27 protein-coding genes are annotated in these 24474 nt (G+C 63.6%); 11 read left to right on the plus strand and 16 right to left on the minus strand.

Going from position 1 to position 24474, the window contains the following annotated elements:
* Together NZ951_02885 and NZ951_02890 are read left to right on the plus strand one after the other, a co-directional pair.
* A partial coding sequence (locus tag NZ951_02885) for a hypothetical protein (GenBank protein ID MCS7206865.1) occupies positions 1-581 on the plus strand: 581 nt, incomplete at its 5' end.
* 80 nt (positions 582-661) lie between these two features.
* Positions 662-1603 (plus strand): hypothetical protein, encoded by a 942-nt coding sequence (locus NZ951_02890; protein ID MCS7206866.1) that lies wholly within the window; start codon positions 662-664, stop codon positions 1601-1603.
* Between the two features lie 124 nt (positions 1604-1727).
* Here the strand turns inward: NZ951_02890 and NZ951_02895 are convergent, their stop codons facing one another.
* From NZ951_02895 to NZ951_02925, 7 genes are all read right to left on the minus strand, one after another.
* A complete protein-coding gene (locus NZ951_02895; protein ID MCS7206867.1) occupies positions 1728-2174 on the minus strand; it encodes a hypothetical protein in 447 nt (148 codons plus the stop codon).
* Positions 2175-2235: 61 nt separating this feature from the next.
* Positions 2236-3765, minus strand: a complete 1530-nt coding sequence (locus NZ951_02900; GenBank protein MCS7206868.1) for a hypothetical protein — start codon at positions 3763-3765, stop codon at positions 2236-2238.
* Positions 3716-5452 carry a type II/IV secretion system ATPase subunit gene (locus NZ951_02905; protein ID MCS7206869.1) on the minus strand — a complete coding sequence of 579 codons (1737 nt, stop codon included), beginning with the start codon at positions 5450-5452 and terminating at the stop codon, positions 3716-3718. Before NZ951_02905 ends, NZ951_02900 begins: the two co-directional genes overlap by 50 nt.
* A 9-nt stretch (positions 5453-5461) precedes the next feature.
* Positions 5462-6175 carry a flagellar accessory protein FlaH gene (locus NZ951_02910; protein MCS7206870.1) on the minus strand — a complete coding sequence of 238 codons (714 nt, stop codon included), beginning with the start codon at positions 6173-6175 and terminating at the stop codon, positions 5462-5464.
* A 123-nt stretch (positions 6176-6298) separates the two neighbouring features.
* Positions 6299-6841 carry a hypothetical protein gene (locus tag NZ951_02915; protein ID MCS7206871.1) on the minus strand — a complete coding sequence of 181 codons (543 nt, stop codon included), beginning with the start codon at positions 6839-6841 and terminating at the stop codon, positions 6299-6301.
* A gap of 12 nt (positions 6842-6853) precedes the next feature.
* A complete protein-coding gene (locus NZ951_02920; protein MCS7206872.1) occupies positions 6854-7366 on the minus strand; it encodes a flagellin in 513 nt (170 codons plus the stop codon).
* A 51-nt stretch (positions 7367-7417) separates the two neighbouring features.
* Entirely contained in the window at positions 7418-7966 is a 549-nt protein-coding gene (locus NZ951_02925) for a cyclic nucleotide-binding domain-containing protein (protein ID MCS7206873.1), read from the minus strand.
* A 261-nt stretch (positions 7967-8227) separates the two neighbouring features.
* Between NZ951_02925 and pyrF the strand changes: the two genes are divergently transcribed.
* The 8 genes from pyrF (at position 8228) to NZ951_02965 (ending at position 13825) form a co-directional block, all read left to right on the plus strand.
* Positions 8228-9091 (plus strand): orotidine-5'-phosphate decarboxylase, encoded by an 864-nt coding sequence (gene pyrF, locus NZ951_02930; protein ID MCS7206874.1) that lies wholly within the window; start codon positions 8228-8230, stop codon positions 9089-9091.
* The gene (locus tag NZ951_02935) at positions 9075-9317 is read left to right on the plus strand and encodes a DUF951 domain-containing protein (GenBank protein ID MCS7206875.1); all 243 of its coding nucleotides are present in this window, start codon (positions 9075-9077) and stop codon (positions 9315-9317) included. The genes pyrF and NZ951_02935 overlap by 17 nt, the downstream gene beginning before the upstream one ends.
* Before the next feature lie 171 nt (positions 9318-9488).
* The gene (locus NZ951_02940; GenBank protein MCS7206876.1) at positions 9489-9800 is read left to right on the plus strand and encodes a zinc-ribbon domain containing protein; all 312 of its coding nucleotides are present in this window, start codon (positions 9489-9491) and stop codon (positions 9798-9800) included.
* Between the two features lie 89 nt (positions 9801-9889).
* A complete protein-coding gene (locus tag NZ951_02945; GenBank protein MCS7206877.1) occupies positions 9890-10771 on the plus strand; it encodes a DMT family transporter in 882 nt (293 codons plus the stop codon).
* 66 nt (positions 10772-10837) lie between these two features.
* Positions 10838-11596, plus strand: coding sequence for a YebC/PmpR family DNA-binding transcriptional regulator (locus tag NZ951_02950; protein MCS7206878.1), 759 nt, complete (start codon positions 10838-10840; stop codon positions 11594-11596).
* 10 nt (positions 11597-11606) lie between these two features.
* Positions 11607-12113: a crossover junction endodeoxyribonuclease RuvC gene (locus NZ951_02955; protein MCS7206879.1), complete on the plus strand. Its 507-nt coding sequence runs from the start codon at positions 11607-11609 to the stop codon at positions 12111-12113.
* Positions 12110-12697 (plus strand): Holliday junction branch migration protein RuvA, encoded by a 588-nt coding sequence (gene ruvA / locus NZ951_02960; GenBank protein ID MCS7206880.1) that lies wholly within the window; start codon positions 12110-12112, stop codon positions 12695-12697. Before NZ951_02955 ends, ruvA begins: the two co-directional genes overlap by 4 nt.
* Positions 12698-12751: 54 nt before the next feature.
* Positions 12752-13825, plus strand: coding sequence for a bifunctional phosphoglucose/phosphomannose isomerase (locus NZ951_02965; GenBank protein ID MCS7206881.1), 1074 nt, complete (start codon positions 12752-12754; stop codon positions 13823-13825).
* A 213-nt stretch (positions 13826-14038) separates the two neighbouring features.
* Here the strand turns inward: NZ951_02965 and NZ951_02970 are convergent, their stop codons facing one another.
* The 9 genes from NZ951_02970 to NZ951_03010 form a co-directional block, all read right to left on the minus strand.
* On the minus strand, positions 14039-15439 hold the full coding sequence (locus NZ951_02970; GenBank protein MCS7206882.1) for an FAD-binding oxidoreductase: 1401 nt from the start codon (positions 15437-15439) through the stop codon (positions 14039-14041).
* A 24-nt stretch (positions 15440-15463) separates the two neighbouring features.
* Positions 15464-16828, minus strand: coding sequence for a cysteine--tRNA ligase (gene cysS, locus NZ951_02975; protein ID MCS7206883.1), 1365 nt, complete (start codon positions 16826-16828; stop codon positions 15464-15466).
* Positions 16825-17307 carry a 2-C-methyl-D-erythritol 2,4-cyclodiphosphate synthase gene (gene ispF, locus NZ951_02980; protein ID MCS7206884.1) on the minus strand — a complete coding sequence of 161 codons (483 nt, stop codon included), beginning with the start codon at positions 17305-17307 and terminating at the stop codon, positions 16825-16827. The genes cysS and ispF overlap by 4 nt, the downstream gene beginning before the upstream one ends.
* On the minus strand, positions 17304-18014 hold the full coding sequence (ispD, locus tag NZ951_02985; GenBank protein MCS7206885.1) for a 2-C-methyl-D-erythritol 4-phosphate cytidylyltransferase: 711 nt from the start codon (positions 18012-18014) through the stop codon (positions 17304-17306). The genes ispF and ispD overlap by 4 nt, the downstream gene beginning before the upstream one ends.
* Positions 18001-19068 (minus strand): PIN domain nuclease, encoded by a 1068-nt coding sequence (locus NZ951_02990; GenBank protein MCS7206886.1) that lies wholly within the window; start codon positions 19066-19068, stop codon positions 18001-18003. Before NZ951_02990 ends, ispD begins: the two co-directional genes overlap by 14 nt.
* Positions 19069-19188: 120 nt before the next feature.
* On the minus strand, positions 19189-19407 hold the full coding sequence (gene secG, locus NZ951_02995; protein ID MCS7206887.1) for a preprotein translocase subunit SecG: 219 nt from the start codon (positions 19405-19407) through the stop codon (positions 19189-19191).
* A 96-nt stretch (positions 19408-19503) separates the two neighbouring features.
* Positions 19504-20142, minus strand: a complete 639-nt coding sequence (locus NZ951_03000; GenBank protein ID MCS7206888.1) for a guanylate kinase — start codon at positions 20140-20142, stop codon at positions 19504-19506.
* Positions 20135-21430: a 3-phosphoshikimate 1-carboxyvinyltransferase gene (aroA, locus tag NZ951_03005; protein ID MCS7206889.1), complete on the minus strand. Its 1296-nt coding sequence runs from the start codon at positions 21428-21430 to the stop codon at positions 20135-20137. The genes NZ951_03000 and aroA overlap by 8 nt, the downstream gene beginning before the upstream one ends.
* 3 nt (positions 21431-21433) lie before the next feature.
* The gene (locus tag NZ951_03010; protein MCS7206890.1) at positions 21434-22450 is read right to left on the minus strand and encodes a prephenate dehydrogenase/arogenate dehydrogenase family protein; all 1017 of its coding nucleotides are present in this window, start codon (positions 22448-22450) and stop codon (positions 21434-21436) included.
* Positions 22451-22540: 90 nt separating this feature from the next.
* Between NZ951_03010 and NZ951_03015 the strand changes: the two genes are divergently transcribed.
* Entirely contained in the window at positions 22541-24061 is a 1521-nt protein-coding gene (locus NZ951_03015; protein MCS7206891.1) for a YifB family Mg chelatase-like AAA ATPase, read from the plus strand.
* The last annotated feature ends 413 nt before the right edge of the window (positions 24062-24474 follow it).

Raw genomic sequence — 24474 nt, forward strand, 5'->3', positions numbered from 1 at the left:
GTTTGGAGACGGCCATCATCCTCATCGCCTTTGTGGTGGTGGCCTCGGTGTTCGCCTATACGGTGCTGTCGGCGGGCATCTTCTCGTCCGAGCGGGGCAAGGAGGCGGTGCACGCCGGCCTCAAGCAGGCGCGGGGCTCTCTGGAGATAGTGGGCGGTGTGATCGCAACCGCACATTCTACCGCCACCACGCCCTATGTCCGGACAATCAGTTTCACGGTGTCTAACGCACTGGGCGGGGAGCCCATTGATTTCACGGAGCCTGCCACCACCAGCCCCCAGCAGAGCGCCCATGTAGTGGTCGTCCGCTATGTAGATCAGAAAGAGGTGGTGCACAACCTCTACTGGAAAAGACAGTCCCTGGGGAAGGACGATGGGGATACCCTGTTGGAGCCGGGGGAGAAGTTCCTGGTTAGGGTATTTTTGGAGCCTCCCTCCGAGGCAATCGGTTGGCGCCCTTTGACCAACCGTCTCGAAGCCAGTCAAAAATTTAGCCTGCACGTGATGAGTCCCACGGGTGCCACCCTGGTCATTGAACGCATGACGCCAGCCCGGTTAGACTACGTGATGGACCTGAACTAGGCCTTGCTGGCCCGTCGTGGGGGGCTGTTCCCAGGGGCATCCCGGGGACAGCCCCCTAGTCACACCTGGGGAGGCCCACTATGCCCAAGAGCCTGGAAGACCTGGAAAACGAGATGCGCATCCTCAAGAGTGAGGTCCAGCAGGCCCTCCTGGACATCCGGGAGTTCCTGCTGACCTATGTGGAAAACCCCTTCCCCGCCGGGGGAGGGCGGGAGCGCTCCGCATCGGGTGGGGTGCTCTCCTCCCTTACCCAGGGGGCTAACGGTTTTTCCGCCGAGGGGAAGCACGCCGAAACCCCGTCATCGGTCAGCGGGCCCGGAGGGGGTGGGAGTGGCCCAGTCAGTGGGGGAACGGCCTCTGTGTCTGGATCGACGGGGATACAGGCTCCTCCAGCTGGAAGCGTGGCGCCCGGAGAAGTAGGAAACAGTTCGCCGAAGGCGGGAACGGTGTCCGTGCCCGTGTCATCGGAAACACAGAGACCTTCGGGCGCAACGACAGAGCAGGATTGGCGTCCCACTGGCCCGTCTGCACCCCGCGGGGGCTCGCACGGTTCTAATGACCATGACCAGGAGCCCCCGAACACGGCGGCTCGTCCCCGGGGGGCCTCACACCAGGCGTCCTCGGCGGCCCGTTACCAGCATCCCCCTCACCCTGAAGTTGAACCTGACGCGGAGGAAAAGGGTTCTATCCAGCCCCATGCTGCTCCCGACCTGGCCACCATCGCCTTGCTGGCCCCATGGGTGGAGAAGGGACAACGTCAAGTGGGGCGACAAGCCTTGCACAAGGTGGTCAACCTGTACGCCGATTTGGGGGGCCTTTCCCCCCGGGTGCAGAAGGCTATGGACCACCTGCTGGCCTTGAGCGACGGGGCCGAGGACGGGTCTGGCAAGCCTTCTCTGCGCCAATGCCTGCGCCTGTTAGCCGATCTGGATGCCCTGCTTCAGCGCGCCCGGCGGGATGCGACGGGGGCCGCGCTGTTGGCCGCCTACCTGTGCAACGGCTCCGAGGACGATACGACCTGACCTGGCTAACGTTCCCCTCCCCGTGGAAGGCTGGGAAAACGCTTCCCAGCCTCTTTCTTTGTAGATGATCCCCTAGACCGGAGGGGCCGTGTTGTGGCCCGCGCCAGGTCCCTGGCTGGATGCCTTACCGTCGGACCAGGGAGGCGACCTCACGGGCCAGGCGTGCCAAGGTGTGGATGTCCACCTCTTCCAGATCGGCGGCCAAAGCCTCTATCTCCGTATCCACGGCCTTATCCGAGGTGAAGAGGGCCCGCAGGTCGTCTGACAGGCCATTGCCGTTCTGTTGCGGTGGTTGAGCCGGGGGTGGACCGTCACTTTGAGGGGTGGGGGAAACACCACTGGGGGGATTGGGAGAGGGAGGGGATACCTCAACGGGTGGGGGGGATGCCGAAGGCACTTCGGCCGGAGCGACAGGACCCGCCCCGCTCTGCAGCCAGGGCATGGTGGCGGCCAAGGGATCGTCCCCTGCTTGAGGGGCGGGTTGCTCTGCCCGTGCCTCTAGGGGTGGATCCCCTGCCGAGGGTGGGCTACCTTTGCCCGAGCGAGGGGAGCGGCGCGAAAAGAGGCCCATACTGCACCTCCTGAGCGAATGGTGTGGTAAAGGATTGGGCGATGGTCTGCATGGCTTCGTGCTAAGAGAAAGAGGGAATGGAGCCCATAATCATGTGAGCCAGAACGGGACTGGCGATGAGGGCGGCACCCGAGGCGGCCAAAGTCAGGGATAGGGGAAACAAGAGACGGAAGGGGTATCCCCCATCGGCCAGGTGGGGGGCCAGGGCATTGACGATGGACAGGGCGATGACCACCGGCCCCGTCAGCATTTCCAGCAGGCGCATATGCGCGAAACTCAAGCTGAAAAAGGAGGTGAGGTTGATGTTGCTCTGGCCGGCCATGTCCGGCAGGCTTACTTTTTGCACCATCTCTCCGAAGGCCGAGACGATGGCGACGACGAAGGTGAGGAGGAAAGCCACAGTGGTGTGGAGGGCAAGGGTCAGCCAGGCGAAGGTGCGGGTGGTGAGTTTGCGCTTCTCCCGCAGGAAGGCGGTCTTCATCGCTAATAGGGCGGTGCGGGCCCCCACCTCCTCCGGCTCGCCCCCCATGCTGATGCCGTCTAGGAAGATGCGCACACTCCGGCGCATCAGTTCGCTTCCCGTTTCGGTCACCAGTTTCTCCCAACATAGTTCGGGAGCGGCCCCAGCCTGAAGGCGCAGGTAAAGGCGGCGCACCGCCGAGGCCAGATGCGGCAGGGCACGCAGGTCGATGCGCCCCAAGGCCTCGGAGACGGTGGTGCCGATAGCGGTGGCGGTAGCCCCTACCACGCGCAGGAACACGGCCGTCTCCCGGTCCAGTTTGGTGATGCGGGCATCGTATCTGCTGGCCAGGACGCCGACAAGCAAAAAGGCCAGGGCCACCGCCAGCAGTATCCAGCCTAGGGGCACTCCCAGCATTCCCAGAAGGGAGGCGACGATAAGGGCCCCCGGGACAAGGGTGAAGGCGGCCCTGCGTGTGCCCCGCTGGCTCGGCAGGCCCTGGGGGCCGGCGATGAAGCGTCTCTCGCTGGGGGTGGAGCGGAAGATAATCCACACCCCCAGGCCGCACAAGGCCACCGTCAACCCCACTAGCCCCAGGATAACCCCCACGCCCAGGTCGTAGATGATGGTGGAGATGACCGCCACGATAATCACCAGCACTGCCGACACCACCAGGGCGGCATAAGCGTCGGTCCACTTGCGGAGGGTCTCCAGTTTGCTTTCATACTCGTTGCTGTAGGCTTCGGCGTAGATACGGGCCTCCCGCTCCAGGAAATCCGCCTCAGGCTCGCCGGAGGTGAGGGCTCCCGCCAGGCGCAGAAAGAGGCTTTTGACGATGTCCCGCTTGCTCTTCTCCCCCACGATGCGACATGCTTCGGCATACTCATAGTTCAGGTTACCGACCAGGTGCTCTATCTCCGCGAAGTAGACGGCCGTGGAGACAGGCAAGCGGGCGGCGTGAGCGAAGATCTGGGAGCGGGGGATGCCCGCTGCCGAAATGGCCGAGAGGTAGGTCAGGTGATGGAGCAGGTCAAAGCCCAAAAGCCCGTCAGCCGAGGGCTCCTGGGGCTTGGCCGATGTTTTAGAAGAGGCCCTCCCGGCGCGCCTGCGTAAGGATACGGAAAAGGTCATAGTAGCCCTTGACCCCTTTCTCTTTGTGCAGTTTCTCCAGAACGCGGGCCCGGCGCTCAAGGAGGTTGTAAATCTCCCACTTGCGGTTGCCCACCAGTCCGCGGCGCATCGCCACCTTCTGCTCCAGAAGGAAACTGTTTTTATCCCCGACGAACTCAAAGGCGTCGCGCACCGGGTCCCAACGGAATACCTCCACGAAGGAGAAGGTGTTGGAGGGGGGGTCGTAGCCTACGATTTCGCTGATACTCAGTGCCCGTCGGCCGGTTTTGCCGTTGGGGAGGCGCACGGCGCTCATGATGACCACAGCGTTCAGGTTGTCGATGTAGGTCTTGGGGATGTTGATGGGGTGGCCGGTCAGGCGCTGAATGAGGCGCTCCACGGTGGAGGCGTGGAAGGTGGCCATCACTGCGTGGCCGGTCTGCATGGCTTGGAAGGCGATGGCTCCCTCCTCGCCGCGAATCTCGCCGATCATAATCAGGTTGGGGCGCTGGCGCAGGGCGGCCTTGAGCAGGTCCATCATAGTTACGGCCGCCCCCTTCTCGCCGGCACGGGGTGCTTTCGCCACTTCCCGCACCCAGTTCTGATGGGGCACCTGGATTTCGGGGGTGTCCTCAATGGTAACGATTTTGGCGTCCGGGGGCACAAAGATGGTAATGGCATTCAAAGCGGTGGTCTTGCCCGAGGCCGTTTCACCCGAGACGAAGATGTTCATCCCCTCCTCCAGGAGGATGGAGAGGTAGGCGGCCATGCGGTAGTCCATAGTGCCGAACTCAATGAGTTCAAAGATGCTTAGGGGAGTTTCGTTGAACTTGCGAATGGTGAAGTTGCTCCCTCGTTGGGACACCTCGCGGCCATAGACGATGTTCACACGGGAGCCGTCGGGGAGGGTGGCGTCCACAATGGGGTTGCGCAAGGTCACGGGGCGCTTTATCTGCTCGGACAGGCGCAAAACGAACTTGTCCAGTTGCTCGTGGGTGGCGAAATGGATGGTGCTCTTCATACTCTTGAAGATTTTATGCTCCAAGAACACATACCCCAGCCCACTGCAACTAATGTCTTCTATGTATTTGTCAGAGATCATGGGTTGGAGGACGCCTAATCCCACTTTGTCCCGCACCATCAGGTAGCGGACAGCGGCGAATTGCTGGGGGGTAAGGGTAACTTTGCCGTTCTCCTCCCGACGGCGCAAAAAGAACCATCCTTTGGGGCGTGTCTGGCTTGTTTTGGAGCCATTCCCCACCTGACAAACCTCATCCAGGGCCGACAGCAAGGCCTGGGTCTTTTCTTCGGGGGTCTTGGCGGCAGCGAACTTCTCCGCCTTATCCAGCAGGCGCGCCTCAACGGCAGGCAGCACCTCGTCTAGGCGCACGGCGAAGAGGGGTTCTACAGGGATGTACAGGGAGCGCTCCTCTTTAGGAGCGGTAAGCACATGGATGAACACCTCCTCGGAGACGGGGTAGAGGAGGTTATAGGGCTTCATATCCCCCAGTTTGCGGGAGAGGGTGGCATAGTACCGGGGGACCCCCAGTTGTCCTGTGGGGAGAGCGTGGATGTAGCGGAGCAGGTGCGTATTCTTCCGGCACTGCTCTTGCACCTCGGGTGTGAGGGAGCGGAACAGGGGGCACTCAAAGAGGTGCTCCTCCGTTTCGGGGGCGTGCGTGGGAATGGCGACGCTGTGGGTGGTCATAAGCTTCCCTTATGCTTTGGCCTTGGTGAAGGGGATGATGCGCATACCCCAGCCCGGTTCCACATCAAAACTGATGATGTTGCCGGTGGTTTGCTCGGCACCCCGCACTTTGGAAGCCACCAGCACTCGCACCACCCGCTCCCCCAGGTTTTCAATTCCCAAATGCAAATGGGCATCACAGAGGGAACTGATGCGCACCAGAAGGCTTTCACTGAAGGCGTGGGAGTGGGCAGCCACGACGATGCTGGTTCCGTCATTGCAGATGCTTTTACATTCCTCAAAGAAGGCGATGACCTCCTCGGGGGCGGAGTGAACGACGAAGGAGGTGATGGAATCTATGGCCACCAGGTCCCTTTTCCGCTGGGCGCGGAGAGCGGTGAGGAGGTCTTGGAGGGTGCGCTCCCAGCGAATCTTGCCCTGCATGGCTTTGATGGGGTAAACCTTCAGTTTCCCCAAGAGAAGGTAGTCCGTAACATCTTGATTGAGGCTTTGCATCTGACGCACCAGGCTCTTGACCGTGTTCTCCGTGGTCAGCAGGGTAACGGTGAAGCCCCCTTTGAGGGAGCCCCAAAGCATCTGCTGGATGAGCACCGACTTGCCCGAATCCGATTGCCCCTCCACCAGCACGAGCGAGCCGGTGGGAATGCCCCCGCCTAACTTCTTATCTATCTCCGGGTTACCAGTGGAGATGATGCGTTGGCCTTTGAGTGCGGTGGGTGCCATTAGCAGCCTCCTTGGGCAACGGTGTGGTGCGCGGCGTGCACACCCTGCCAGGGGATTTTGAAGTGTCGTCCCCTAGCATAGGGGGTGTAGGCACGCATATCGGACGGCGACTGCCACCTCCCATTAGTCGCAGCGCGGGTCTATCCCGGTGAAGAAGGTGGACACCGCCACCCCGTTGGCAGTCGCCACGACGACCTGGTTGGCGCTGGTAGTGTTTGCACTTGGGGACAAACGGAACTGCAGCTTCACCTCCTCTAGGGGGTCCAAAAGGGTGGGTTGAAAACGCTCGGGGATAGCGTTCTCCTGGTGGATGTAGATGCCCTCCACCGTCCACTGGTTGTTGCCAAGATAGGGGCCGGGGGTATAAACCAAGCGCTTTTGGTGGTAGGTGCCGGCGGTGTCGTAATACTGTACGAACACATCCCATCGGGGGAAGTGGAAGAGGGGCACCTCCCCCGTGTTCTTCAGCACCACATATACCTGGTGCCCCGTGCTGGAGGTGCATACCGCCCCCAGCCGGCTCCGCACGGTCTGGGCCATACGGGTCTGTTCCCTTTCCCAAGCATCGGCCAGTCGGTGCAGAGAGGCGAGGGCACTGTGGCCCACAAAGGCCACGCTGGCCAGCAGAAGGGCGATGCTGACCAGGCTTGTTATGGCGCTGACCATGCCGCACGGCCCCTAGTAGCTGAACCATTGCTCCGCGTGGGCTCCTGTGGGCGTGATGACCTTGACCAAATATGTGCCCGAGGGTTGGGGCTCGGCGAAATGAATGGAGATCTTGAGGGTAGCCATGCTTTTCCATTCGGTGTCGTTTTCCAGGGTGTAGGACCAGCTGGGGAATGCCCCGCCCGCATCGCCCACATAGGGGACGCGCAGGAAGGAGCCGGGCCTGCCGTAGAACACATCCACGTCGGTGATGCCCAGAATGCGACTACTCCCCACATTCTTCACCCAGAGCGTTACATCAAAGAGGCCGTCGCCGTCGGTGTCCTGCCACGTGCCGCCGGAGTCCAGTTCCCCTGTGGCGAACACAATGCTGATGTGGGTTTCAATGCGCTCGTTCATCTGTTGCGCCACATTGATGATGGCGTTGCCTCCCCGCACAACCGCAGGGTACACACTACGCATCACCACTAAGGTGGCAATGACGCCAGCAATGATCAGCAGAACAGTGCTGATGGCTTTGTCCATGCCTTATTGCTCCAGGCGACGCCATCACGGTGATGCCTCACAGAAGGCCCTCTAGCACAGCACATGCCCTGGCTCCAGGCGTGTCCATCCGTGGGGGAACGCCTTCTGGTAGGTGCGTAGGTTCTCCACAGCCACCTGTGCCAAGGCGCGATAGCGCGCAGGATGGCTGCGCAGGTAGTGCTGCAGAACATCCACCGGGATGGCGACGGCCTGCACGTCCCCGAGGGCTGTTACGGTGGCCGGATGAGGAGCACCGTCCACCAGGGAAAGGAGGCCGATGTCGGCTCCGGGTCCCAAGAAATGTACAAAAGCCCAGAAGTCTCGGGAGCCGGGCACGGGCACCTCCATCACGGCGGCGGCTCTGCCTTCGGTCAGGAAGAGCACAGCATCCACAGGGCTACCTTGCTGCACCACAACGGTCTCCATAGGGCAACGCAGCCAGTGGGCGCGGGCCAGCAGATGCTCCAACTCCTTGCTGGAGATGGAGCGCAGGAGCCTATTGGTGCGCAAAACGCGCCATCTGTGCTCCTCGTATGACTGGGAAGGAGAGTGCTGGAGGAAACCGTCGGTGGCCGGCGGTGCGGGACGGGCCTTATGCATCAGCAGTGCTCCTCTGATGACGCTGATTCCAGGATGCCCAGGAGGTAGTTGACAGAAGGAGAGGGCATCCCCTTACCTGTTCCGTCGTTATCCTTCAAAGAGGGGTGGGGAAGTCCTGGGTAGCCGAGAAGGGCAAGACCTACAAGCCCAGTAAGGTAAAGCCTGTGGTGGGGGGATGGCGGAATTGGGCGCAGTTGAACCCAGCCGCCACACTCCCTCTGGTTCTTGCCTGGACGCGGTTAGTGTGCTAAGCTGGCGGTGATGGCCACAACCCCACAATCCTTTTTCGCCCGTCTGGAGTCCTGCGCCCAGGCTCATCGCAGCCTTCTGTGCATCGGCCTAGACCCTGATCCGGCTTCGCTCCCCATACCTGACCTCACGGCCTTTCTGACGGGAGTGATAGAAGCCACTCAAGACCTGGTGGCTGCCTATAAGCCCAACCTGGCCTTTTATGAAGGGCTAGGGGCCGAGGGCTGGAAGGCCTTGGAGGCGGTGCGTCGGGCCATTCCCCCGTCCATACCCGTGATCGCCGATGCCAAGAGGGGGGATATCGCCTCCAGCGCCCGGTGGTATGCCCGTGCCCTCTTTGATGTATGGGGTTTTGACGCCGTTACCGTGAACCCCTACTTGGGCCAGGACAGCGTTGAGCCATTCCTGACATACGCGGATCGGGGCGTGTATCTGCTCTGCCGCACTTCCAATCCCGGTGCCCGAGATCTGCAGGACTTGGTGTTCACCTCGCCGTACGGTGGCGAGAGCCTCCCCCTTTATCAATGGGTTGCGCTATGCGCCCAGGCGTGGAACACCTATGGCAATGTGGGCCTTGTGATGGGGGCCACCTACCCCGAGGAGATGGCCCAGGTGCGTGCCCTCTGTCCTACCCTTCCCTTATTGGTGCCCGGTGTGGGTACCCAGGGCGGACAGGTGGAGCAAGTGGTGCAGAAAGGCTTGGCCATTCACGGTCTGGGGATGATCATCAACGTGTCGCGGGCTGTGCTGTATCCTGGGGGCAGCGGGAGTTCGTGGCAGGAAAGGGTGCGTCAGGCGGCGCAGGCATGGCGGGAACGCATCACTTCTGCTTTGGAAAAAGCAGGGCGGGGGTGGGGGGATGCGCCCTCCCCTTGATATCCGAGTGGGGGATGTGCTGGTGTTGCGCAAACCCCACCCCTGTGGGGGAAGCGCCTGGGAGGTCTACCGAGTGGGGGCGGATATCGGCCTGCGCTGTCAAACCTGTGGGCGGCGGGTGGTGCTCCCTCGTTTTCGGGTGGAGGGTCGGGTGAAACACCTCCTGCGCCCTGCTCCAGGAAAGCCTGTGCCTACCCCGCGTGAGGGTGAAAAAGGGGGTAGTTAGCTAGGGTATCTGGGTGCCAGCAAGGGGGCTTGCATACCACGGGCAAAGGCAGTATACTGCGCCCGATTGCTCCCCGGCAGAGAGGCGGGGAGTGCGGGCACGGTGCGGTTGCCCGGCAAACACCAATGGGGCAGGAGTAGGTCTCGGCCCAACACCCTCAGGAGGAGTAGCGTGCCATTTGCGGACAAGACCCTGACCTGTCGGGACTGCGGGAACCAGTTCGTTTTCACGGCGGGCGAGCAACAGTTTTACCAGGCGCACGGGCTTCTGCACGAGCCGGCCCGCTGTCCCCCCTGCCGGGCGGCGCGCCGGCAGAGCCGCGCCACGAGCGGGAACTCGGTTGAGGGCAACCCCGTGCCCCGTCGCACCTTCCCGGCCATCTGTGCCCAGTGCGGTCAGGAGACCCAGGTGCCCTTCCAACCCCGGCAGGGACGCCCCGTATATTGTAGCTCGTGCTTTGCTAACCTGCGAGGGACGCGCTAGACCCTGTGCCCATTGGGTTAGTAGGGCGTATCCCGCTCCGCCCTTTTGGCCTCCCGCCTGTGGGGCATCCTGGGGCCTAGGGTGTTCTGATGCTGCTTGGTGATGCGGCGGGCTTGGGGTCAGCCTTTTGCTGGGCCTGGGGAGGGGTGATCGGCCGCCTCTTGGCCCGCCGCCTCGGGGTTGTGGCCACCACCGGGTTCCGCTCCACTTTGGCGGCCATTCTCGCCTTCGGGGTCGCCTTCGGGTTGGGACGGGGAGAAGCCCTCCTGCATCTGCCCCTGGTGCCTTTGGCGGTGCTCCTGGGGTCTACCCTAGTCATGCTCATGGGGGAGACGAGCTTCCTCACAGGCCTGAAAGTGGACTATGCCTCCCGAGTGTTTGCCGTCGCCTCCAGCGGGTACATCTTCATCAGCCTGCTCCTGTCGGCTTTCCTCACCCCGGAGCGCCTCCATTGGGCTACTGCCATAGGCGGTGTGCTGGTGGCAGGGGGAATAGGCCTTCTGTTCAGCCCTGGGGAGTTCCGGTCCTTTTTACGCGGCATGCATCTCGGGGGGTTGGGCTATGGGCTAGGTGCGGCGCTCTTTTGGGCCATCGGGAGCCTGGGTGCCAACTGGGCGGTGGACTGGGTGGATGTGTTCCTGGCCCACGCCCTGCGGATGGCCCTCATCGGCCTGCTCCTGGTGCCCTTCTCCGTGCGTCAGCAAGGGTCGTTCTCCCGCCTGCTGGCCGACCGGGTGAGCCTGGGCCTGCTGGGGGCGGGTGCTGTGGCGGCCTATGGCTCGGGCCTGCTTTTCCTGGTGGCCCTGCGCTATACAAGTTTGGGGAATGCGGTGGTGCTCAGTTCCGTAGCGCCCATCTTCGTGGTTCCCATAGCCCGTTGGGTGGGGCGGGAGCGGGTCACCTGGAGGTTGGTGGTGGGGGTGGTAACCACCGTGGTGGGGGTGTGGGTGGCACTGGTACCTGCCCTGTAGGGTCAACCGATGGCACCTACCCGTGCTCCGGTGTAGAATAAAAACAGGGTTTCCAGCGGAGGGGGTATGGCAGGCCATTCCAAGTGGGCACAAATCAAGCATCAGAAGATGGCGGCCGACGCCCGACGGGGCCAGTTATTTACCAAACTCGCCCGGGAGATCACCATCGCCGCCCGCCAAGGAGGCGGGGATGTGCAAACCAACCCCCGCCTACGCCTGGCGGTGGAACGGGCACGGGAAGCCAATATGCCCATGGAAAACATCCAGCGGGCCATCCGTCGGGGCACGGGCCAGGGGGAGGAGCAGACCCGCCTGGAGGAGGTGGTCTACGAGGGGTATGGGCCGGGGGGGATAGCCATCCTGGTGCAGGCGGTAACTGAGAACCGTAACCGCACCGTTTCGGAGATTCGTTCGGTGCTGGAGCGGGGTGGAGGGAAGATGGGGGGCGTGGGGTCGGTCTCCTGGCTCTTTGAGCAGAAGGGTGTGCTGACCCTGGAGGAGCCCAACCCCCGGCGGGCGGAGAGCATCGCCCTGGAGGCCATTGACCTGGGTGCCGAGGACTTCGTTTTGGACGGCAGTTTCCTGGAGGTGCGGTGCCCCCCCGAGCGCTTTGAAGCCCTGCGTAAAGCCCTAGAGGAGAAGGGCATTACCTTCGCCTCGGCCGAGTTGGCCTTGGTGCCCAAGACGACAGTGCCCCTGGACCCCGCCACTAGTGAGCAGGTCGTCCGCCTCCTGGACCGCCTGGAGGACCTGGACGATGTACAAAAGGTCTATACCAATGCCGATTTCCCCAACGAGGTGCTGGAAGGCTACCGTGCGGCCTAGGGGGTGAGGTGTGCGGGTCCTGGGGATTGACCCAGGCACTCTGCGGTTGGGCTATGCCCTGGTGGAGGCCCAGGGGGACACGGTGCGCCTGGAGACCTGCGGTATCCTGACTGCTCCGCGGCGCGCTCCGTTGCCGCGGCGGTTGTCGGCTCTGTATCGTGCCCTGGTGGAGACCACTGAGCGCCTGTCCCCCCATGTGGTGGCGATAGAGGAGCCTTTCGTGCCCCGACGGGAGCAGGCCGTGGCGGTGCGCACCGCCATCGCCGTCGGGCAGGCCCAGGGGATCGCCTTCCTCGCCGCCGATGGTTTGCCGTTAGCCACCTACGCCCCCGCAGTGGTGAAGCAGGTGGTGGCCGGTCACGGGCGGGCTAGCAAGGGCGAAGTGGCCGAAGCGGTGCGGGTGGTGTTGGGATTGTCGGCCTCTCCTGCCTCTCTAGACAGCGTGGATGCCATTGCTATCGCCCTGTGCCATTGCATCCTGGTCCAGGGGCGGGAACGCCTGGGGGTGGCCCCGTGATTCGGGCGGTGCGGGGGAAACTGGAGGCGATCGGTCAGGATACGGTGGTGGTGCAAGTCGGCCCCGTGAGCCTGGAGGTGGGAGTGCCAGCCTCGGTCATTCCCACCCTGGGGCCTGTAGGCTCCGTGGTATGTCTGTACACCACTTTGTTCGTGCGGGACGAACGGCCTGTTCTGTTCGGTTTTCCGACCGAGGAGGGGAGGCGTCTTTTTGAATTGCTTCTAACGGTGAACGGGATTGGCCCGCGCCTGGGGATGGCTCTTCTCGGCCACTTATCCCCCCAGGAGATCAGCCGCGCCATCATACGGGGGGATGTGGATGCCCTGGCGCAAGCCCCCGGCGTGGGACGGAAAACGGCATCCCGCATCGTATTGGAGTTGCGGGAGAGGCTGGCCAAAAGTCTGTCCCCTGTCCCTGTTGACCTCTCTGACCAGCAGGACCTGGTTTCAGCTCTGCTGGCCCTGGGCTATTCCCGTGCGGAGGCCCAGGAGGCTCTGCGGGCCGTTCCCCAAAGCCCGGCCCTTCCCTTGGAGGAGCGTCTCCGCCGTGCCTTGGAGCATCTGGCACACAAGACCTCCTCGTGATAGGCTGGGAACATTGTCCACTGGTATACTGCTTCTAAACAGCAGGGCAGAGCCATGAGTAGCCCGGAACAGCTCCTCGCCTTGTTGGACGACGCGGCCCATCGCGCTGCGTGCGACCCTTCGGGTTTTTGGACACGTATCGCCTCTCTGCCGGACCAGATAGCCCAGGCGCGGGAGGCGGTGGGGGAGGTGGTGCTCTCCCGGGCGGTGCGGGCGAGCACGCGCATTCTGGTGGTGGGGATGGGGGGGTCGGCTATCGGGGGGGATCTTCTAGCCAGCCTGGCGGAGGCGCGCGGGGGGCCCCAGGTGGTGGTGTGGCGGGACTTCGGCCTGCCCGCGTGGGTGGACCAGCACACCCTTGTGGTCATCAGCACTTATTCCGGGGAGACGGCCGAGACCCTTTCTGCCTTCCAGAAGGCTTTGGGCAAGGGTCTGCCTATCGTGGTGATCACCTCAGGGGGGCGGGCAGCCCAGTGGGCGGTCCAGCATCGGATCCCCCTTCTGCGCATCCCCTACAAAGGGGAACCGCGCACGGCGGTGGGGTGGCTGTTCTTCGGTCTTTTGGCACTTCTGGAGCGTGCGGGGCTGTTCCCGGGCATTCCCGCCTCCCACTGGGGCGAGACCCTGGACCTGCTGCACACACAGACGCAGGCTCTCGCCTGTGCTACCCCGGCATCCCAGAACAGGGCCAAAATCCTGGCGGCCAGCCTCTACGGGAAAGTGCCGTTGGTCTGGGGAGGAGGGTTCCTGAAGGGAGTTGCCCACCGCTGGAAGACCCAGGTCAACGAGAACGCCAAACTGCCCGCTTTCGCGGAAACCATTCCCGAGATCTTCCACAACGCGGTGGAGGGAATGGCAGGCGGGCTGGAGCACTGGGGAGTGCTGGTGCTGGCGTCGGTCTTGTTGGACCCCGAGCATCAGCGCCGCGTGGAGGCGTTGGTGGACCTGTTAACAAGGCGGGGGATATGGTGCCAACGGATAGAGGGGCAGGGGGAAAGCATGCTCACGCAAGTGGCCGGTTTGCTGTTCCTGGGGGATTGGACGAGTTATTACCTCGCCCTCCTTTACGGACGAGACCCGGCACCCGTGCCCACCATCACCGCTTTGCGCCAACAGCTAGGGGTCTAGTGCCCGGTTACACGGTGGGCACAGCCAGGCACAGGCTCCATCCTATTGAGGCTCCGCTTTATTCCCCGAACCCCCGGGTTTCTGAGGGTTGCGCTTGAGAAAGCCTGGGACGAGGATCGGCCCTGTTGTCCTTTCCTCCCGAAAAGCATCGGTGATGGGATGAGACCGAAAGCCTTACGCAGCAGATTTGGCTGCTTTTCCACTCTTGGGGGGCTAGCCTGTCCCTTCCAGTTTGCCGGGGTTGAGGATGCCCTGGGGATCCAATGCCTTTTTGATGTGGCGGAACACCTGCTGCCCCTGACCCCACTCCCGTGGGAGCAGATGGGCCAACTTGATGCCGACGCCATGGCAATATTCCATAGTCCCCCCCAAGTCTTGCGCCAGAGCCAGGAGGGTGTCCACTAGGGAGGCGATTGTAGTCGGCTCGGCTTGCGGGTGGGCATCGGCACTGAACAGGACGGAGAAAAACTCGGGTCGCCCCCAAAGGGACCACTCCCGCACCACTACCGGGTAGCGCTGCAGGATGGCCTGGGCCTGACGACGGTATTCGGGGACACGCCCCGCCGGGATGGCCGTGTGCAGGTAGTCCATACGCCAGGGGCGAGGGCGGCGTTGGGAGGGGGGACGGGCCAGCACCTCTTGGCGGTAGCGCTCGGCGGAGCGGTGGCGTTGGGCCCAAAAGGTTTGGGCACGGGCACGGCCTAAGTCTTGCCCTCCTGCGGCGGTGCAAATGCGTCGTGCCCGCTGGCTTGCCCCCCGGGCCTCCTCCAGGCACCCCTCAAAGCCCAGGTACAGGAGCACCTCCGAGTGCCCCTCGTTCCAGCACTCCTGGGAGAAGTCCAGCACCGAGGGACGCAGGCCCAGGTGGAACATCTCCATCACCGCGCTATATCCCGCCTCGAAGGAGGGGAATCCCCACGCCATCAGGATGCGCTTTTCGGGGGTAGGGAAAACTTCAATGGTTGCTTGCGTGATGACCCCCAGTGTGCCTTCGGTGCCGATGAACAGGGCGTTGAAGTCCAAAGCGAGGTGTTTGGGGATAGGGCGGGTCTCCAAGACCTCCCCTGTAGCGAGGACGACTTGCAAGGCTCGCACCTGGGCGCCCATGGGGCCATAGCGCCCGGCCAGGTAGCCCACCCCATTAGTGGCGATGGCCCCACCCAGGGTGGCGATGGGCTGGCTCCAGGGGTCGTGGCCCAGGAACAGCCCATACGGTGTGAGGGCTGTGTCCAAATCGCCTAAAAGGATGCCCGCCTCGGCGCGCACCAGGTGGCTCTCCTTGTCCACCTCCAGGATGCGGGCCATGCCCTTCATATCCAAGGCGATGCCCCCCTGCACTGGCACCACTCCGCCCATGACACCCGTTCCACCTCCGAAGGGCACCACCGGCACATCCCGCTGGCTGGCCCATGCCAGGAGGATGCGCACCTGCTCCACCGTGGTGGGGCGCACCACCACTTGGGGGCGCCGCTCTAGGAGCGGGGCGGCGTGGAAGGCACGCCACGCCCCCAAGGCGTCCCCACTGTGGGCAAGGATATCCTCCCCGTCGGTGGAGACGCATGACGCCCCCAGCAAGGCGGTCAGGTCCCGTGCCAAAGAGTCGCGGACGGACATAGGACACCTCAGGCGCAAGGGGTGCTACTGAACGGGACGCCAGCGGGTGCCCTGGGGAGTATCCTCCAGGACGATACCCAAGTCCAGGAGGCGAGAGCGAATACGGTCAGCCAGAGCATACTGGCGTGTTTTGCGAAGTTCGCCGCGCACCTCTACCAGCAGGTCAATAAAGGGGCGGGCGGTCAGATCGGTTTTGACGGGCTCCCGCAGGGTCAGGCCCAGGGTGCCAGCCAACTGGCGCAAGGTCTCTATGCCGTGCACTACCGAGGCCCCCCCTTCGCGGGCGCGGTTGAGTTCCCGCGCCAGGTCGAACAGGACGGCCAAGGCTTGGGGGGTATTCAGGTCGTCATCCATGGCCTGGGTGAAGCGCTGGACAAAGGGAGTGGGGTCAAAGGGGGGGCCATCGGCGGGGCCAGGGCCTTCCCGTAGGGCAGCCCGCAGGCGCTCCACGGCGCGCTCGGAGGAGGCCACACCCTCCTCGCTCCAGGTGAGCGGGGAGCGGTAGTGGGAGGAGAGGAAGAACATCCGCAAAGCATCGGGGGAGAAGCGCGCCAACGCTTCTTTGATGGTTACCAAGTTGCCCAACGATTTGCTCATTTTGTCCAGGCCCAGGCGTAACAGGCCGTTGTGCACCCACCAGCGCACAAAGGGCTCCTTCCCCGTGTAGGCCTCCGACTGGGCGATCTCGTTTTCGTGGTGGGGGAAGATCAGGTCTTGCCCACCCCCGTGGATGTCCAGGGTCTCCCCTAGGTAGCGCAAGGACATAGCGGAGCATTCGATATGCCAGCCCGGGCGTCCCTTGCCCCAAGGGCTATCCCACCAGGGCTCCCCGGGTTTAGCGGCTTTCCACAGGGCGAAGTCCATAGGGTGTTCCTTGCCCGCTTCAGGCTCCACCCGTGCCCCTGCCATCATCCCCTCTAGGGTGCGGTGGCTCAGTTTACCGTAGTTCTTGGCCGTCAACACTCGGAAATACACATCCCCTTGCGACTCGTAGGCGTGCCCCTTCTGTATGAGGCGCTGAATCATTTCAATCATCAGGCCGATGCTTTCTGTGGCGCGGGGGTATATGTGCGCCCGTTGGACATTTAGGGCGTCCATATCCTCAAAGTACTCGGCGATGTAGCGGTCGGCCAGTTCCTGTGTGGTCAGGCCCTCCCGCTGGGCCCGCTGGATGATTTTGTCATCTATATCGGTGAAGTTTTGGACATGGCGGACCTTCCAGCCCCGGGCCTCCAGCCAGCGGCGGAGCACATCAAAGTAGACATAAGACATCGCGTGGCCCACATGGGACGGGCTATAGGGGGTGATGCCACACACGTACATCTTGACTTCCCCTTCCAGGGGGGCGAAGTCGCGTTTTTGGGCGGTTAGGGTATCGTAGAGCCTCATACCTGCTCCTCTAGCAGGGCTACAGCATAGGCAGCGATGGCCTCCTGCTGGCCGAGGGGACCAAGCCCTTCAGCGGTCTTGGCTTTGATGCTCACGTGCTGGACGGGCACACCTAAGGAGTGTGCCAACTTCTGGCGCATGGCGTCAAGGAAGGGGCGCAGGTGGGGGCGTTCGGCGATAAGGGTGCAGTCCAGGTTGCCCAGCCGATAGCCCTGGCGGTGGAGCATCTGCATCACCTGGGCCAGAAGCCCCAGGCTGTGGGCATCTTTGTAGCGCGGGTCGGTGGGGGGGAAGTGGGTGCCAATATCGCCCAGGGCGGCGGCCCCCAGGAGGGCGTCGATGATAGCGTGGGTAAGGGCGTCCCCGTCGCTGTGGCCCAGGAGCCCCCTGGGGAAAGGGATTTCCACACCACCCAGCACCAGCCGCCTCCCCTCCACCAGGCGGTGGATGTCCCAGCCGAAGCCGATACGCGTCCTCATCCCGAGGGCTCCTGCGCCGAGGCTTTGCGGGCACGCAGGACGGCCTCAGCCAAGGGAATGTCCTCCACGGTGGTTACCTTGAGGTTCCCATAGTCCCCCAGGACAACCTTGACGGGCACACCCATCTTTTCCACCATCGTGGCGTCGTCGGTAACCGTCTCGTGCACCTGTTGGTGCGCCTTCTCCAAGAGGGCGCGGCGGAACACCTGGGGCGTCTGCACCATCCACAAGCGCTCCCGCGGGAGGGTCTCCACCACCCACAGGTCGGCGTTGACCATTTTGACGGTGTCCTTGGCAGGGACGGCCGCGATGGCGGCACCGGTGGTGGTGGCGGCACCCAGTGCCCTCTCCACGAGGTCGGGTGTCAGGCAAGGGCGGGCGGCATCGTGGACGACGATCCATTGGCACCGGGTGGGGAGGGCCTGTAAACCGTGGCGCACCGAGTCCTGCCGCCGGGCACCCCCCATACAGACCCCCTGCACTTTTGCCCATCGCCCACTGCGGAGCAAGGCGGTTCCCTGCGCCAAGTTATCGGCGCTGAGGACTACCACCACCGTGTCCACGGAGGGGGCGCTCTGCAAGGCGTCTAACACCCAGGCCAAGGCGGGTTGTCCGCCGAGGGGGACGAAGACCTTGTCTACCCCGCCCATGCGCTGGCTCTGACCTGCGCCCACCACAATAGCCCCTACAGCCTCACCCTGAAACATCTGCTCCCCTGCTCTGGGCTTCCCGGGGCTGTGCAAACAGAATACGCCCCGAGGCCGTCTGATGGGTGCGCATCACCACCACATCCACAAACTGGTTGATGTAGCGTTGGCCCCCTTCAACAACCACCATTGTGCCGTCGTCCAAAAAACCTACCCCTTGCCCTGGCTCCCGGCCCTCCTGGATAAGGCGCACCTGGAGCACCTCCCCAGGCAGAATCGGGGGGTGTAAGGCGGCGGCCAGGTCGTTGATGTTGATAACGCTCAGCCCCTGCCCCTGAGCTAAACGGGCCAGGGTGCTGTCGGCGGTAAAAACCGTTGCCTTCAGGCGCTGGGCCAAGGCGAGAAAGCGGGCCTCACTGCGCTGGTCGGCAGGCCTGTTGGCGTCCACAACGGTCAAGGCGATGCGACGCTCACGGCGCAGGCGCGCCCACACCTCCAAGCCCCGACGCCCTCGTGTCCGGTGCACTGCGTCGTTTGAGGCGGCGGTGCGCCGCAACTCGTCCAGCACAAAACGGGGCACCGCCAGCGTCTCCTGGAGCACACCCGTTCCCACCAAAGAGGCGATGCGCCCGTCTATCAGGGCGCTGGCATCCAGGAGCACCACTCGTGGCGGTGTGCGCGACGCTTGGGCGAGGCGTTCCAACCGGGGGAAGGCTTCCAGGAGAGCCTTCTGCCGCGCCAGGGCGACCCAGGCTCCCGCTACCCCTAAGAGGAGAGTGATGGCTAGGGGCAAGTACACCCCCAAAGCCCCAGGCAGGCGTGCCAGGGCAGGGGTTGCCAGGGCACCCATAGCGAGGCCGAGGATACTTCCCAACAGACTCAGGAAAAGGGAAAGGGGTGGGGCGTGTATCAGCCAACGGATGCCCCGCAGGAGGATTCCCAGACCTATCCCAGCCCCCGCACCCCACACCAGGGGGGTAAGTCCCGACCACCACCCCACCACTAGGATACCAACGCCCGCCAGGAGCACCATACCCAGCCCTGTCCACCGCAGGGGACGCCTCCAGCGGACGGGCAGCTTCGGGCGGGGAGGGGCCAGTGCAGGGGTGCTCACATCCGTACCCTCAATCAGGGTGCGCTGTGGGACGGGAACAGTGCATCGGGGATTTGAGGCACCACTGGGAGGTGGTGGGGCATGAAGGACACCCCCATTCCCTCGCCGCGCGGAAGGTACTTACTCTGCCAAGCGCACACTAAGGATAGAGATGAGCAAAAACAGCACCACTAAAACGATGGTGAACTGGAACAACACCCGCTCCAGTCCCCGCCGCACCCGAAAAGTGGACTCCGCCGAAGCGAACAGGCCTGTGCCTTGGCCCCGCACCTGCAGGAGCACAGTGAGGATAAGCAGGACCGAGACCAAAATTTCAGCAATGGCTAGGGTCGTTTGCACATTCCCACTCCTGAAGAGGCGGATGGGGCAGAGGCGCTCTCCACCCCCCTAGGCTTATCATACCACTCTGCTCCGAAGCGTTCGAGGCCCCACCGTCTACACCTGCACCTGGCGATGGGGAATACGGCGTTTCTCAGCGCAGATAATGGCCTCCACGGCAGCCACCGCCTCGTCCACGCGCCCGTTCTCATTGAGGACCAGGTAGTCAAACAAGGGGAGAGAAGCCATCTCTTGGCGAGCGGTCTGCAGACGGCGTTGCAAGGCTTCCGGGGTATCCGCACCCCGCTGATACAGCCGGCGCTCCAGTTCCGCCAGGGAGGGGGGTGTAACGAAGATGAACACCGCCTGGGGCACCAGACGGCGCAGGGTGGCCGCCCCCTGCACATCCACCCGCATCAGCACATCCCGCCCCGCTTGCAGGGCCTGGCGCACCTGCTCCCGCGGCACCCCGTAGTAATGCCCATACACCTGCGCCCATTCCAGGAAGCCCTGTCGGGCGCGGATACGCTCAAACTCCTCCTGGGATAGGAAGAAGTAATCCACCCCCTCCTGCTCATGGGGCCGTTTGGGACGCGTGGTGGCTGTTACAACAAAGTGGTAGGGGCGCCCCAGTTCCCGCATGCGGGCCAGGATGGTGTCTTTGCCGGCTCCAGACGGGCCCGAGAGCACCACCAGGAGGGGTTTGGGTTGGTAACAGGTCTGCAGAAGGGTCTGGGCCAGGAAGTCGTCAGCCACGCCCCTGTGCTCCGGTCAGTAGCGCCAGGTGCTTCCAAAAAGTGGGATAGGAGACGGCGGCACACTCGGCCCCCAAGATGGTGGTCTCGCCGCGGGCCAGCAACCCCGCCACCGCCAATGCCATAGCAACCCGATGGTCGCCATAACTGCGGCACACCGCCCCCTTCAAGGGCCGCGGCCCGCGGATACGCATGCCGTCGGGCAGTTCCTCTATATCTGCCCCCATCCGTCGGAGCTCCCGTACCATCGTGGCGATACGGTCGGACTCCTTCACCCGCAGCTCCTGGGCATCCCGAATGAGGGTGGTGCCTCGGGCATAACAGGCCGCAACGGCCAAAACAGGGAGTTCGTCAATCAGACGGGGCACCAAAGCGCCCTTGACCTCTATAGCCTCAAGGGTGCTGGTGGAGACCGTGATGTCCGCCACCGGCTCGCCTCCCTCTTCCCGCAGGTTGGCCATCTCCAGGCGGGCACCCATCTGGCGCAGGGCGTCCAGGATGCCCGTGCGGGTGGGGTTGACCCCCACACCGTGCACGGTAATACGCCCCTGGGGATGGCAGGCCCCCGCCACGAGCCAGAAGGCCGCCGAGGAGATGTCCCCCGGCACGACCACATCTTTTGCGGTCAAAACACCCGGCTTCAGGCGCACGGTGAGGCCGTCCCGCAAAATGGCGGCCCCCATGACCTGGAACAGGCGCTCCGTATGGTCGCGGGTGGGGGCGGGCTCCACCACCACTGTCTCCCCCTGGGCGAAGAGGCCGGCCAGCAGGATGCACGATTTGACCTGGGCGCTGGCCACGGGCAGGGTGTAGATGATGCCTTGCAGATTGCCTCCCCGAATGGCCAGGGGGGCCAAGCTGTCGCCGTTGCGCCCCCAGATCTGTGCTCCCATAGCGCGGAGGGGGGTAATGACGCGATCCATAGGACGGGAGCGCAGGGAACGGTCGCCGGTGAGGATACTCAGGAACGGCTGGCCGGCCAGCACCCCTGCCAGCAGGCGCATCGTGGTGCCGCTGTTGCCGGCATTGAGCACATCGGCCGGCTCCTGCAGGGCGCCGGCGCGCCCCTGAATAGTCAAGGAGGTGGGGTCGGCCTTGTCTATCTCTACGCCTAGCGCCCCCAGGCACGCCAGGGTGGAGGCGCAGTCCTGGCCGGGGGCATAGTTGGTGATGCGTGCCGTGCCCCGAGCCAAGCCGTTGAAGATAGCGACCCGATGGGAAATAGATTTATCCCCTGGGGGGGTGATCTCACCCTCCAGGCGCAACGGGGGAGAAACAATCTGGCGCATATGTTATGGACGGCTTCCCGGATAGGGGGTCTTGTCCTTGCCTCGCTCCCGCTCCTGCAGTTCGCGCATCCGCTTGGCCAACCGTTCTCCCACGAACAGGGAGAGCATGGCATCCGAGGCGGTGGGGAGAGAAGGCCCCTCCTTTTGGCCAGGGGTTACCCCCGCCAACCATTTGGCCCGCTCCTGCCAGGCGGTGATGAACGCTTTCTCCAGGGCGTCGGGGGCGGTGGCGCTGTCCTTCACCAGATTGCGCAACTCGTATAGCCCTTTGATGAACTCGTCTAGCCAGTGCACGATACCGTCGCGGTTGGTGAGGCAGATATCCCGGTGCATTTGGGGGTCGCCCGAGGCTAGGCGGGTGATGTCGCGATAGCCAGTGGAGGCGACCTTGCTCATCTCCCGCCAACCGGGGCTGCGCGTGGTAACCCCCACCAGGGCTATAGAGAGCAAGAAGGGCAGGTGGCTCACCGCTGCCACATAGGAGTCGTGCTCGTAGGCGTCAATGAAGAAGGGGGTCGCCCCGATGGTTTCGGCCAAACCTGCCACACTCTTGACGGCATCGGGGTTGGCCCCCTTGCCGGGGATGATGCAATAGGGGACGCCCCTAAACAGGTCGGGGGTGGCGGCGTCGGGGCCGCTCTCCTCTTTCCCTCCCAGGGGATGCCCTCCCACGAAGGAGACGGTATCGGGCAACAATTCCTGGGCCCATTGGAGCACCTGGCCTTTGGTGCTCCCCGTGTCGGTGATGATGGTGCCGGGGGCGACACTGGCTGCGATGGTTTCCAGCACATCCCGAATGGCCATCACGGGGGTTGCGATGATGACCATCCGCGCCCCTTCAATGGTGGCGTGCAGGTTGTAATGCGTCTTGTCGACGGCCCCCCGTTTATGGGCGCGGGAGGCGTGGTGGGGGTCCTTATCGTGCCCCACAATTTCCACTTTGGGCAGTTTGGCCTGCTTCAGGGCCAGCCCCAGGGATGTGCCAATCAGCCCCAGGCCGATGATAGCGATACGCTCCACCGACTATCCCTCCTCGTCCCCACAGGTGTTTAGCCTTATGATAGCAGAAAGATGGGCGCGGGGGTATGATAGCCCCCAGGAGGGTGTGGTATGCTGGCCAAGCTCTGCACCAGCGCTGTGCTGGGACTGGACGGCCTGGTGGTATGGGTGGAAGTGGACATCGCCCCTGGGTTGCCCTCGTTCACTGTGGTGGGATTGGCCGACACGGCCGTGCAGGAGGCGCGCGAGAGGGTGCGGGCGGCCATCCGCAACTCGGGGTGCGAGTTCCCTCTGCGCCGGATCACTGTGAACCTGGCCCCTGCCGATTTGAAAAAGGAGGGGCCCTCCTATGACCTCCCCATTGCTGTGGGAATCCTGCTGGCTTCGGGGCAGGTGGGAGGGGCTGTGGACGGGATGGCCTTCCTGGGGGAACTGTCCCTGGATGGGAGCCTGCGTCGCACTGCCGGCGTCCTGCCCATGGTGGGGGTGTTAAAGGAGGCCGGTATCACCCGCGTGGTGGTGCCCCAGGAGGATGCCCGGGAGGCGGGCTTGGTGCCGGGGGTGGAGGTGCTGCCCGCCGCCAACTTGAGCCAGGTCGTCCGCCATCTGCGGGGGGAGCAACCGCTTCGTCCGTTTCACCCCACGGAGACGTATGCGTCTGGTGAGGCGGTTGCCCCGTCCGTGGATATGGCCCACATCAAGGGACAGGAGCACGCCAAGCGGGCTTTGGAAATTGCCGCGACGGGGGGCCACAACCTCCTGATGATCGGTCCCCCGGGAAGCGGCAAGACCCTTCTGGCTCGTGCGCTGGTGGGCATCCTCCCTCCCCTGACGCCCGAGGAAAGCCTGGAGTGCACACGCATTCACAGTGTCAGCGGGCTGCTGCCCCCCGACAAACCGTTGGTTACCCAGCGCCCTTTCCGCTCCCCCCATTACACCATCTCCCACGCCGGCATGGTGGGCGGGGGACGCTGGCCGCGCCCCGGCGAGATCACTTTGGCCCATCGGGGGGTGCTGTTCCTGGACGAGTTGCCCGAGTTCCCGGGTCACGTCTTAGAGGCGTTGCGGCAGCCTTTGGAGGACCGGGTGGTAACCATTAGCCGTGCCCAGGGGAGCGTGACCTTCCCTGCCAACTTCATGCTGGTGGCAGCCATGAACCCCTGCCCGTGTGGCTACGCAGGGGATGGGGCGCGGCCGTGCACCTGTCCCCCGGGGGCAATTGTGCGCTATCAGAGGCGTCTGTCAGGTCCCCTGCTAGACCGCATCGACCTCTTCGTAACGGTGCGTCGGGTGGATTACGAAAAACTGGTGGATCCGACGCCAGGGGAGGCCTCTGAGGTGATACGACGCCGTGTGGCTGAAGCACGGCGGGTGCAACAGGGACGTTATAAGGGCACATCCATGCTCACCAATGCAGACTTGGGGCCTGTGGATGTGTGGGCGATGGCGGACCCAGAGCCGGAGGCCCGCACCCTGCTGATGGCGGCGGCGCGCAAGGAGAACCTGACGGCGCGCGGGTTTCACCGCATATTGAAGGTGGCGCGCACCATTGCGGATCTCGCTGGGGCAGAGCGGGTGGGGTTGGTGCACATGGCCGAAGCCTTGCAGTATCGGCCGCGAGGATTAGGGTAGGCACCTGCCCTGTAGGTGCGGGATGTGAGAAGGCTTCTGGATCAGGATGCACAATATCTTGTCGGTGAGCGGGAAAGCCATTGGCAACAGAAACACTTGCCCCGCCGGGGATGACGGTTTCTGGGCAAGGGTTTCTAGGGTGCCACAGGAAAAACGCCCGATCAAGGATCGTGCACACATAGGGCCTGCCCGCACAGATCCGCTTTCACACTGGGCTGTAAAATGTAAAGACACCCTTCTCGGGTCTACGGGTGGGGTAGTGAGGCACGGGGAGAAGAGCAGAGGGTTTGACAGGGTGCCGTCTAAAGGCTATGAGGTGCACACCTATGAGGATAAGGGCTATGCGGAGGATGATGTTGCTTGGCCTTATCCTGATGCTTGTGCTCACTTGTGGGGCCATGGGTTGTGGGCGC

The organism is Dehalococcoidia bacterium, assembly GCA_025060295.1.
Lineage (GTDB): Bacteria > Chloroflexota > Dehalococcoidia > Lucifugimonadales > HRBIN23 > HRBIN23.

Bases quoted from the DNA above. Each gene is read 5' to 3' on its own strand.
- cysS (MCS7206883.1), bottom strand. From the start codon at position 16,828: ATGAGGCTCTACGATACCCTAACCGCCCAAAAACGCGACTTCGCCCCC.
- NZ951_02925 (MCS7206873.1), bottom strand. From the start codon at position 7,966: ATGCATAAGGCCCGTCCCGCACCGCCGGCCACCGACGGTTTCCTCCAG.
- ispD (MCS7206885.1), bottom strand. From the start codon at position 18,014: ATGTTTCAGGGTGAGGCTGTAGGGGCTATTGTGGTGGGCGCAGGTCAG.
- NZ951_02920 (MCS7206872.1), bottom strand. From the start codon at position 7,366: ATGGACAAAGCCATCAGCACTGTTCTGCTGATCATTGCTGGCGTCATT.
- NZ951_02970 (MCS7206882.1), bottom strand. From the start codon at position 15,439: ATGTCCGTCCGCGACTCTTTGGCACGGGACCTGACCGCCTTGCTGGGG.
- NZ951_02935 (MCS7206875.1), top strand. From the start codon at position 9,075: ATGCGCCCTCCCCTTGATATCCGAGTGGGGGATGTGCTGGTGTTGCGC.
- pyrF (MCS7206874.1), top strand. From the start codon at position 8,228: ATGGCCACAACCCCACAATCCTTTTTCGCCCGTCTGGAGTCCTGCGCC.
- NZ951_02915 (MCS7206871.1), bottom strand. From the start codon at position 6,841: ATGGTCAGCGCCATAACAAGCCTGGTCAGCATCGCCCTTCTGCTGGCC.
- NZ951_02900 (MCS7206868.1), bottom strand. From the start codon at position 3,765: ATGACCTTTTCCGTATCCTTACGCAGGCGCGCCGGGAGGGCCTCTTCT.
- NZ951_02890 (MCS7206866.1), top strand. From the start codon at position 662: ATGCCCAAGAGCCTGGAAGACCTGGAAAACGAGATGCGCATCCTCAAG.
- ispF (MCS7206884.1), bottom strand. From the start codon at position 17,307: ATGAGGACGCGTATCGGCTTCGGCTGGGACATCCACCGCCTGGTGGAG.
- NZ951_02905 (MCS7206869.1), bottom strand. From the start codon at position 5,452: ATGACCACCCACAGCGTCGCCATTCCCACGCACGCCCCCGAAACGGAG.
- NZ951_02950 (MCS7206878.1), top strand. From the start codon at position 10,838: ATGGCAGGCCATTCCAAGTGGGCACAAATCAAGCATCAGAAGATGGCG.
- NZ951_02965 (MCS7206881.1), top strand. From the start codon at position 12,752: ATGAGTAGCCCGGAACAGCTCCTCGCCTTGTTGGACGACGCGGCCCAT.
- NZ951_03015 (MCS7206891.1), top strand. From the start codon at position 22,541: ATGCTGGCCAAGCTCTGCACCAGCGCTGTGCTGGGACTGGACGGCCTG.
- NZ951_02895 (MCS7206867.1), bottom strand. From the start codon at position 2,174: ATGGGCCTCTTTTCGCGCCGCTCCCCTCGCTCGGGCAAAGGTAGCCCA.
- aroA (MCS7206889.1), bottom strand. From the start codon at position 21,430: ATGCGCCAGATTGTTTCTCCCCCGTTGCGCCTGGAGGGTGAGATCACC.
- NZ951_02910 (MCS7206870.1), bottom strand. From the start codon at position 6,175: ATGGCACCCACCGCACTCAAAGGCCAACGCATCATCTCCACTGGTAAC.
- NZ951_02945 (MCS7206877.1), top strand. From the start codon at position 9,890: ATGCTGCTTGGTGATGCGGCGGGCTTGGGGTCAGCCTTTTGCTGGGCC.